Origin of the sequence: Neisseria uirgultaei, from assembly GCF_962719845.1 — a bacterium.
Classification (GTDB): domain Bacteria; phylum Pseudomonadota; class Gammaproteobacteria; order Burkholderiales; family Neisseriaceae; genus Neisseria; species Neisseria bergeri.
Window position 1 is genome coordinate 1 of record NZ_CAUIYF010000027.1, and the last position, 9,491, is coordinate 9,491.

The following is a 9,491-nucleotide window of genomic DNA, read 5'->3' on the forward strand; positions in this document are numbered from 1 at the left end:
CCGTCCCGATATCGAATGCCGTCTGAAAACCCGTTGACGGCGCATGGGCAAGCAGGTCGAGGTATTCGCCGCGCAACGGCGAAAATACGCCGAAAGGAACGTGTATGCTGCCGCCCAACTGCGGAACGGCAACCCCTTTCTTATGCCACTCGTGCGCACCCATAAACCCCAGCAGCAGATTGAGCGGCAGGAAAAACGGTTTGCCGTCCGCCTCTCCGTACACGTCGAGCAAAGCGGCGCGTATATCGGGCGCGCGTTTGTTGTCCAACACAAAACCGGGGCGGATTTCAACGGCAAGCATATTCAGAATACGGCTCTGTTGCGCCTGCTTCATACGGTGGGCGTGGAAAAGGGCGGCGATGTCCGCATCGGAACGGACGGCGGCAGGTTTGCGGACCTTCTTCTTCATTGCCGAAAGCACCTGTTTGGCATTGTGGAAATCGCCCTGCCAGACAGTTGCAATATTTTGATAGGCAGTCTTCAAAATGCCGTTTGCACCGCTTTCGCGGACATAATGCCAACTTTTGGGCGGCTTTTGTAGACTTTCGTTGCGCCATTCGAACCCGTTATCGGGAAAAATAAAAGAAGACATAGGATACCTGCGTCATGTTTTGAAAATAGGGCGGCAGAACCGTAAACCATACGGATGGTACAGCAAGGAGCGGCAACACAGAACTGTTTTTTGTTCCTGCCTTGTCTTTCCAAGCCCATGCCGTCTAAAGCCGGAATGTTTCAGACGGCATCGCATCAAACTCCATAAATAAACCGCGTATGCTTGAAATAATGCTTTCAACCCCAATTTACGCGGCAATCCGTATTCTGTCAGACACAAGAGAGTACCTATGACACAAAAAGAAAAGCATTTTGAGGAATATGCCGCCTTGGCAACCCTTCCTTTGCGGGATGTCGTCGTTTACCCGCATATGGTTCTGCCGCTGTTCGTCGGCAGGGAGAAGTCCATCGCCGCACTGGAAAACGCCATTACCCGCGAGGAACCGGTTTTCCTATTGGCGCAAACCGATGCCGCAGTAGAAAACCCCTCCGCCGCAGACCTGTATCAAACCGGTACGGTCGCACAAGTCCTGCAAGTGTTGAAACTGCCCGACGGCACGGTAAAAGTATTGGTCGAAGGTCTGTATCGCGGACGTGTTCTGACCATTGAAGACACGGGCGGTCTATTCGTTTCCCATATAGAGGCGGTCGTGGAAGAAGACACGGGCGGCAATACCGACCTCGAAGCCGTGCGCCGCACCCTGTTGGCGCAGTTTGAACAATACGCCAAACTCAATAAAAAAATCCCTGCCGAAATTATCGGCAGCATCAACGGCATTGCCGAAAACAGCCGGCTAACCGATACGGTCGCAGCGCATCTGCAGTTGAAACTGGCGCAACGCCAACAGATTCTGGAAATCCCCGAAATCGGCAAACGGATGGAATTTCTGCTGGCACAGTTGGAATCCGAACTCGACATCATGCAGGCCGAAAAACGCATACGCGGACGCGTCAAACGCCAAATGGAAAAATCCCAACGCGAATATTATCTGAACGAACAGATTAAAGCGATACACAAAGAATTGGGCGAAGAAGACGAAAACGGCGAACTGGATGCCTTGGAAGCAGGCATCAAAAAGGCCGGGATGACCAAAGAAGCGGAAGAAAAATGCCTGTCCGAACTGAAAAAACTCAAAATGATGCCGCCGATGTCTGCCGAATCCACCGTCGTACGCAACTACATCGACACCCTGCTCGACCTGCCGTGGAAGAAAAAATCCCGCGTCAGCAAAGACATCGCCAAAGCCGGACTGGTGCTGGATGCCGACCACTACGGCCTGGAAAAAGTCAAAGAACGGATTTTGGAATACCTCGCCGTCCAAAAACGTATGGACAAACTCAAAGGCCCGATTCTGTGCCTGGTCGGTCCTCCGGGCGTAGGTAAAACCTCTTTGGGCGAATCCATCGCCAAAGCAACGGGGCGGAAATATGTCCGCATGGCTTTGGGCGGCGTGCGCGACGAAAGCGAAATACGGGGACACCGCCGCACCTATATCGGCTCTATGCCCGGTAAGATTTTGCAGAATATGGCAAAAGCCGGCGTGAAAAACCCCTTGTTCCTGCTCGACGAAATCGATAAATTAGGCAGCGACTTCCGCGGCGATCCCGCCAGCGCGTTGCTTGAAGTGCTTGATCCCGAGCAAAACAACAAGTTCGCCGATCATTATGCGGAAGTGGATTACGATTTGAGTGATGTGATGTTTATCGCCACATCCAATAGTCTGAATATCCCGACACCGCTGCTCGACCGTATGGAAATCATCCGTCTGTCCGGCTATACCGAAGACGAAAAAATCAATATCGCGATGCAGTACCTCGTGCCGAAGCAAATGAAGCGCAACGGCGTAAAAGAAGGGGAATTGGCAATCGAAGAAAGCGCGGTGCGCGATATTATCCGTTACTACACCCGCGAGGCGGGCGTGCGTTCGCTCGACCGCGAGATTGCCAAAATCTGCCGCAAGGTGGTGATGCAGATTACCTTGAACGAAGATAAGAAGAGGTTGTCTGAAACCAAGAAAACCAGCAAAGCCAAACCTAAAGCGGTTAAAGTCAACGAGAAAAATCTGCACGACTATTTGGGTGTGCGCCGCTTTGATTACGGCGTTGCCGAAAGCGAAAACCGTATCGGACAAGTAACCGGTCTGGCGTGGACGGAAGTCGGCGGCGAACTGCTGACCGTAGAAGCCGCAGCATTGCCGGGTAAGGGCGTGATTCAGTGCACCGGTCAGTTGGGCGACGTAATGAAGGAATCCGTGTCCGCAGCATGGTCTGTTGTCCGTTCCCGTGCAGAATCAGTGGGTTTGGCTCCTGATTTTTACGAGAAAAAAGACATCCATGTCCATGTTCCCGAAGGTGCGACACCGAAAGACGGTCCGAGTGCAGGCATTGCCATGACTTTGGCGATGGTGTCCGCATTCACCAAAATCCCGGTGCGCGCCGATGTTGCCATGACGGGCGAAATCACCCTGCGCGGCGAAGTCCTGCCGATCGGCGGTTTGAAGGAAAAACTGTTGGCTGCGCTTCGCGGCGGCATCAAACACGTCCTGATTCCGAAAGACAACGTCAAAGACTTGGAGGAAATCCCTGAAAACGTGAAAACCGGCCTGACCATCCATCCGGTCAAATGGATAGACGAGGTATTGGCTCTGGGTTTGGAAAGCCGGCCTGAGCCTTGGGCAGAACCTTCTGCCGTGGAAGCGGCGGCGGAACCCGCTTCAAAACCGAAACCCCGCAGCAGGGCAATCAAACATTGAAACGCAGGAAATGTGTTGTAAAAATGCGGTTTCGTCCTGAAAGCCTGTAAAATAGGGCGATTCCGTATTTTTTGCTTGACACGGCAATTTCAGAATTGCTATAAAGCGAAAGTTGCTCAAGCAGTACAAACCCCCGAGTATTCGGGCATTTCATCATTTTTTAAGATAGGAAGGGACTGATTGTGAACAAGTCTGAATTGATTGAAACGATTGCTCAAGAAGCCGGCATTTCCAAAGCCGCCGCACAAAAAGCTTTGGATGCCACTACCAATGCAGTAACCAACGCCCTGAAACAAGGCGATACCGTTACTTTGGTCGGTTTCGGTACTTTCTACGTCGGCGAACGTGCAGAACGCCAAGGCCGCAATCCCAAAACCGGCGAGCCTCTGACCATTGCCGCCGCCAAAACGCCTAAATTCCGTGCAGGTAAAGCATTGAAAGACGCACTGTAAACTGTTTTTCAGTAAAAAGCCGATTCCTTGAAGAATCGGCTTTTTGTTTGTCCTGTTGGTCAGTTTGAAAAAATGCCGTCTGAAACGCTTTTCCCGTGTTCAGACGGCATTCCGGTTCGGCGGTTCAATCAGCTTTCAAATCAGCAACGCACTGTCTGTCGCGCGCTTCAAACGCGTTTGCACCGCCAAGCAGGTCAAGCTGTTCTTGTGCGCCGAGTTTGCCGAAGGAACTAATCTGTTTCTCGCTCAATCTGTCCAAAGGCTGTTCCCACATACATTTGCAGTAATCGGTGGCGAGGCGGGTATTGTCCGCATCCAAGCCACGCGCTTTCAAATCGTTCTGCCATTTTTCGGCAAACGGTATGTTTTTCACACAGGACTCGACAATTCTCTGCTTCGCCTGCGGTTTGGACATCGCGCATTGGGAGAGCAGGGCGGTTGAAGCGAGCAACGCCAAAATGACCCACGCCCAAATACGGATGGTGCGGATTTTGGCTTTTGCTTTTTTACGCGCGGCAACCTGCTCTTCCGTCGGCATTTCGTGTTTCGGCTCAGTCATGCAGGCTTTCCATGCGGATCATGGTAATCGGTTTTTCCACGCAATCCAGTGCTTCGATGGCTGCGATTGCCGACTTGATGTATTTTTCGACCGTGCTGTGGGTCAGAATCACGATTTCGGCAGTGGTTTGATCAATCACGCCTTTTTGAATCAGTGCTTCGATGGACACGTTTTCTTGTGCCAACAGCGCGGCGATTTGCCCCAGCGTGCCTGGTTCGTCTTTGGCTTGGACGCGCAGGTAGTAGCTGCTGGTGATTTCGTCCATAGGCAGGATAGTTTGCGCTTGGACTTGGGCGGGTTGGAACGCCAGATGCGGTACGCGGTGGCCTGTATCGGCTTCGATCAGGCGGGCGATGTCGATGATGTCGGCAACCACGGCGGAAGCGGTCGGCAATGCGCCCGCACCCGCACCGTAATATAAGGTTTCGCCAACCATGTCGGCGTTGACGCGCACGGCGTTCATCACGCCGTTGACGTTTGCCAAGAGGCGGCTTTCGGGAATCAGGGTCGGGTGGACACGCAATTCGATACCTTTTTCGGCTTTGCGGGTGATGCCCAAAAGTTTGATGCGGTAGCCGAGTTCTTCGGCGTATTTGATGTCGCGGCTGTCGAGTTTGCTGATTCCTTCGAGATAGCAGGCGGAAAAGTTCATCGGCGTGCCGAATGCCAGCGCGCTCATGATGGTGATTTTATGGCCTGCGTCGTTGCCTTCGATGTCGAAGGTCGGGTCGGCTTCGGCGTAGCCCAACGCCTGTGCTTCTTTTAATACGTCGGCAAACGCACTGCCTTTTTCGCGCATTTCGGAGAGGATGAAGTTGCTGGTGCCGTTAATAATGCCGGCGATGGACTTAATCCTGTTTGCCGCCAAACCTTCGCGCAGGGCTTTGATAATCGGAATGCCGCCGGCGACTGCCGCTTCAAATTGGACGATGACGTTTTTTTCTTCCGCCAGCGGGAAGATTTCGTTGCCGTATTCGGCGAGCAGTTTTTTGTTGGCGGTAACGATGTGTTTGCCGTTTTCAATGGCTTTCAATACCGCTTCTTTGGCAATGCCGGTACCGCCGAACAGTTCGACGACGACATCGACGTCTTCACGCGCGACCAGTTCGAACGGGTCTTTGACAAAGGCGGCGGACGGGCAGGTTTGACGGGCTTTTTCTTCGCTCAAATCGCACACGGCAGAAATACGGATTTCGCGCCCCAAGCGGCGGGAAATTTCCTCCGCGTTGTCCCGCAACACGGCAGCCGTACCGCCGCCGACCGTACCCAAACCTAAAAGACCGATGTTTACTGGCTTCATTGTGTCTCCTTGTAAGCCGACTGAATGTAAATATTGAAAGACGAAAATATCCGCTGCCGATATAATTGTGCCGCACTTTAAATCAAATGCCGTCTGAAATCAGCAGGAGAGGTCAGATGAAATCCGCTAATCCTACATGAATTTGTCTGATTTTGCACCTTTTCCGACACGACTGAAGCGGCAAAAGGACAAAAATATGCTGTTTGAAGAAAATCCGATAGACGGACAGTTTGCGGAATATGAATGCGGCGCGGGCGGAATCCGGTTGGCGGGGCAATATTTCGACCGGCCTGTGCTGTTGCGGCAAGGTTCGGCAATGCCCTCAAAATGGCAGTCATTGTCCGACCTGACTCCGGAAAACCTGTTGTCCGACATCAAACCTGTTGACTATCCGGAAATATTGATTATCGGGACGGGCGCGGCGCAGGAGTTTATCCATCCCAAAATCATCGCGGATTTTTCCCGAGTCGGAATCGGCGTGGAATGCATGAATACCGATCCAGCATTCAGGACATTGGTTTTCCTGCACTCGGAAGGGCGCAGGGCCTGGGCTTGGCTTCAGCCGTAAATTTCCCGTTTCAGACGGCATCGGCACTGACTTTCAGGTAAAATACGGGCTTTTTCCGCCCGACGATATTTCCGTTATGATTGAAATTAAAAACCTCACCCTGCAACGCGGTTTGAAAGTCCTGCTCGACAAGGCTTCCGCCGCCGTCAATCCCGGTCAGCGAGTCGGTTTGATCGGCAAAAACGGGACGGGCAAATCCAGCCTGTTTGCCTTAATCAAGGGCGAAATCACTCAAGACGGCGGCGATGTCTCGATTCCGAAAAACTGGCGGCTGGCTTCCGTTTCCCAAGAAACGCCCGACTTGGACATCTCCGCTTTGGATTACGTTTTGCAGGGCGATGCCGAGTTACAGATCCTTCAGACGGCATTGGCGCGGGCGGAGGCGGAAAACGACGGTATGAAGCAGGCGGAATATCACGCCAAATTGGAAGAAATCGACGCCTATACCGCGCCTGCCCGCGCGGCAAAACTGTTGGATGGACTGGGTTTTTCGCAAGAAGAACACAGCCGCCCCGTCAAATCCTTTTCCGGCGGCTGGCGTATGCGCCTCAATCTCGCCCAAGCCCTGATTTGCCGTGCCGATTTGTTGCTGCTTGACGAACCGACCAACCACTTGGATCTGGAAACCGTCTTGTGGCTGGAAAACCACCTTGCCTCTTTACCTTGCACGCAAATCATCATTTCCCACGACCGCGATTTCCTCAATGCAACGACCACCCAAACCATCGAACTGTCGCAGCAGAAGCTGACCCAATACGGCGGCAATTACGATTTTTACCAAAACGAACGTGCGCAGCGTCTCGCGCAGCAACAAGCCGCCTATGTCAAACAGCAGGCGCAAATCAAACATCTGCAATCCTTTATCGACCGCTTCAAAGCCAAAGCTACCAAAGCCGTGCAGGCGCAAAGCCGTATGAAGGCATTGGCAAAACTCGAACGCGTCGCGCCCGCGCATCTGGACAGCGAGTTTTCTTTCGAGTTTTACAATCCCGATCATCTGCCCAATCCTTTGCTGAAGCTGGAACACGCTGATTTGGGTTACGAAGGCAAAACCGTTTTGCACGACATTACCCTGTCGCTGGAGAGCGGTGCACGTTACGGGTTATTGGGTGTCAACGGCAGCGGAAAATCCACCTTTATCAAAGCCTTGGCAGGCAAAATCGATTTGCTCTCCGGCAGCATCGTCCGTTCCGAAAAACTCAATATCGGCTATTTTGCCCAACACCAACTCGATACCATCCGCGCCGACCAAAGCCCTGTTTGGCACATTCAGCAGCTTTCGCCCGAAGTACGCGAACAAGAAATCCGAAATTTCCTCGGCGGCTTCAACTTTGCCGGCGATATGGCGTTGCAGAAAACCGAACCCTTTTCCGGCGGGGAAAAAGCACGCCTCGCCCTTGCTATGATTATTTGGCAAAAGCCGAACCTGCTGCTGCTTGACGAGCCGACCAACCATTTGGACTTGGATATGCGCCACGCCCTGACGCTCGCTCTGCAAAGTTTCCAAGGTGCCTTAATCGTCGTGTCGCACGACCGCAGCCTGCTTGAAGCGACTACCGACAGCTTCCTCCTGATCGACAAAGGCCGTCTGAAGAACTTCGACGGCGATTTAAACGATTACCGCCAATGGCGCTTGGCGCAGGAAAACGCCGCCGCCGCGCCCGCAGCATCCGCTCAAAGCCAAAACCGCAAGGATACCAAGCGTATCGAAGCACAAATCCGTCAAGAAAAAGCCCGACGCAGTAAGCCGATACAGCAGAAAATCGACAAAGCCGAAAAAGAAATGGCATGGCTTTCCGAAATTCAGACGGCATGTGAGGCATTTTTAGCACAAGAAGAAGCTTACTTTGAGGAAAACAAAGAAAAATTGCAGGACACTTTATCCAATCTGGCAAAAGTCAAAACACAGCTTGCCCAAATCGAAGAGGTTTGGCTGGCTTGCCAAGAAGAATTGGAACGGATTGAAACTGAAATCGAGAAACAGTTTGCCGAGCGATAAAGAAGCGCGGGCAGGGTGCTTATCTTTACCTGCCGATAACGGTATAATTCGGACGTTACCACCGCCTTTTTACTTTACCGGTATGAACATCAGACTTTTTGCCGCCTTGGTTCTCCTGTCCCTTTCAGGCGCGGCGGCGCAAGCCTCCATATACCATTGCAACTCAAATGGCAAAAGCGTATATACATCAGACCCGTCAGAATCGTGCGCCTATGCGGATTTGCCTAAAATCAGCAGCTATCAGGGAGGCGGATACCGCCTGAAAATTAAAAAACTCAGTCAAGAAGCCAAAATACACACAGGAAACAAAAAGAAAAGCAAAAAACCTGCCGGGAAAAAGAACAGGCAGGCTGCCAAAGCCCCGAAGGAAAATCAAAAGAGGACAACCGAAAAGAAAAGTCCATAAAACGCCAAGAAAGCTTTACAAAAAATCCCCAAAAATCAAATTATTATCCGAGTATCAAACACATTATGAAATCAAAACTCCCCTTAATCCTAATCAACCTTTCCCTGATTTCAAGCCCGTTGGGTGCGAATGCGGCCAAAATCTATACCTGCACAATCAACGGAGAAACCGTTTACACCACCAAGCCGTCTAAAAGCTGCCACTCAACCGACTTGCCCCCGATCGGCAACTACAGCAGCAAACGCTATATCCCGCCCCAAACATCCGAACCGGCACCATCACCGTCAAACGGCGGGCAGGCTGTCAAATATAAAGCCCCGGTCAAAACAGTATCCAAGCCGGCAAAATCCAATACGCCCCCACCGCAACAGGCACCCGCAAACAACAGCAGACGTTCCATTCTAGAAACAGAATTGAGCAACGAACGCAAAGCATTGGCTGAAGCCCAAAAAATGTTATCACAAGCACGTCTGGCAAAAGGCGGCAACATCAACCATCAAGAAATCAACGCATTGCAAAGCAATGTTTTGGACAGACAGCAAAATATCCAAGCCCTGCAAAGGGAATTGGGGCGTATGTAAAGCCGTGTTTTCAAATCGACCGTTCCAAGGATTTGACAGAAGAAATGATGAAAAAGTAAGAGAATTTTTGGGATAAGTCGGGCGATTTACTGTTTGCACCCGTTAATATAATGTTTTGGATTAAAAAAGTATGGGCGGCATATCTGTGTGTCTGCTGCCTGTATATCGTATTTAAGGTCAACTTTTAAAACACATACAGTTATTTTCTATAGCTCGCATAATGATACGTTTTGTCCTATTGTAGAAAGGTTACAGAATCGGAAACGTTGCAAGCAGGTTTTGGCAAAGGTTTCTGTTGCGACCCGAATGTCTGATTTTTTT

The 9,491-nt window shown here is 51.4% G+C and carries 8 protein-coding genes and 1 pseudogene; 6 read left to right on the forward strand and 3 right to left on the reverse strand.

Features of this window, described 5'->3' with window-relative positions; translation table 11 throughout:
• Nucleotides 1–592: pseudogene (locus Q9J32_RS09830) on the reverse strand (methyltransferase); the annotation flags it as partial.
• Between the two features lie 250 nt (nt 593–842).
• On the opposite strand from Q9J32_RS09830, the gene lon reads away from it, so the two are divergent.
• A complete protein-coding gene (lon, locus tag Q9J32_RS09835) occupies nt 843–3,305 on the forward strand; it encodes an endopeptidase La (protein ID WP_301884910.1) in 2,463 nt (820 codons plus the stop codon).
• A 182-nt stretch (nt 3,306–3,487) separates the two neighbouring features.
• Nucleotides 3,488–3,757: an HU family DNA-binding protein gene (locus Q9J32_RS09840; RefSeq protein WP_301668071.1), complete on the forward strand. Its 270-nt coding sequence runs from the start codon at nt 3,488–3,490 to the stop codon at nt 3,755–3,757.
• Between the two features lie 124 nt (nt 3,758–3,881).
• Here the strand turns inward: Q9J32_RS09840 and Q9J32_RS09845 are convergent, their stop codons facing one another.
• Both Q9J32_RS09845 and Q9J32_RS09850 read right to left on the reverse strand, forming a co-directional pair.
• Nucleotides 3,882–4,316, reverse strand: coding sequence for a hypothetical protein (locus Q9J32_RS09845; protein WP_301884913.1), 435 nt, complete (start codon nt 4,314–4,316; stop codon nt 3,882–3,884).
• Entirely contained in the window at nt 4,309–5,616 is a 1,308-nt protein-coding gene (locus Q9J32_RS09850) for a homoserine dehydrogenase (protein ID WP_301884916.1), read from the reverse strand. The genes Q9J32_RS09845 and Q9J32_RS09850 overlap by 8 nt, the downstream gene beginning before the upstream one ends.
• A 196-nt stretch (nt 5,617–5,812) precedes the next feature.
• Between Q9J32_RS09850 and Q9J32_RS09855 the strand changes: the two genes are divergently transcribed.
• The 4 genes from Q9J32_RS09855 (at nt 5,813) to Q9J32_RS09870 (ending at nt 9,170) form a co-directional block, all read left to right on the forward strand.
• Nucleotides 5,813–6,184 (forward strand): Mth938-like domain-containing protein, encoded by a 372-nt coding sequence (locus Q9J32_RS09855; protein WP_301884919.1) that lies wholly within the window; start codon nt 5,813–5,815, stop codon nt 6,182–6,184.
• 76 nt (nt 6,185–6,260) lie between these two features.
• On the forward strand, nt 6,261–8,183 hold the full coding sequence (locus Q9J32_RS09860; protein WP_301884922.1) for an ATP-binding cassette domain-containing protein: 1,923 nt from the start codon (nt 6,261–6,263) through the stop codon (nt 8,181–8,183).
• A complete protein-coding gene (locus Q9J32_RS09865) occupies nt 8,170–8,589 on the forward strand; it encodes a DUF4124 domain-containing protein (RefSeq protein WP_301884924.1) in 420 nt (139 codons plus the stop codon). The genes Q9J32_RS09860 and Q9J32_RS09865 overlap by 14 nt, the downstream gene beginning before the upstream one ends.
• A 65-nt stretch (nt 8,590–8,654) precedes the next feature.
• Nucleotides 8,655–9,170, forward strand: a complete 516-nt coding sequence (locus Q9J32_RS09870; RefSeq protein ID WP_301884927.1) for a hypothetical protein — start codon at nt 8,655–8,657, stop codon at nt 9,168–9,170.
• Nucleotides 9,171–9,491: the final 321 nt, after the last annotated feature.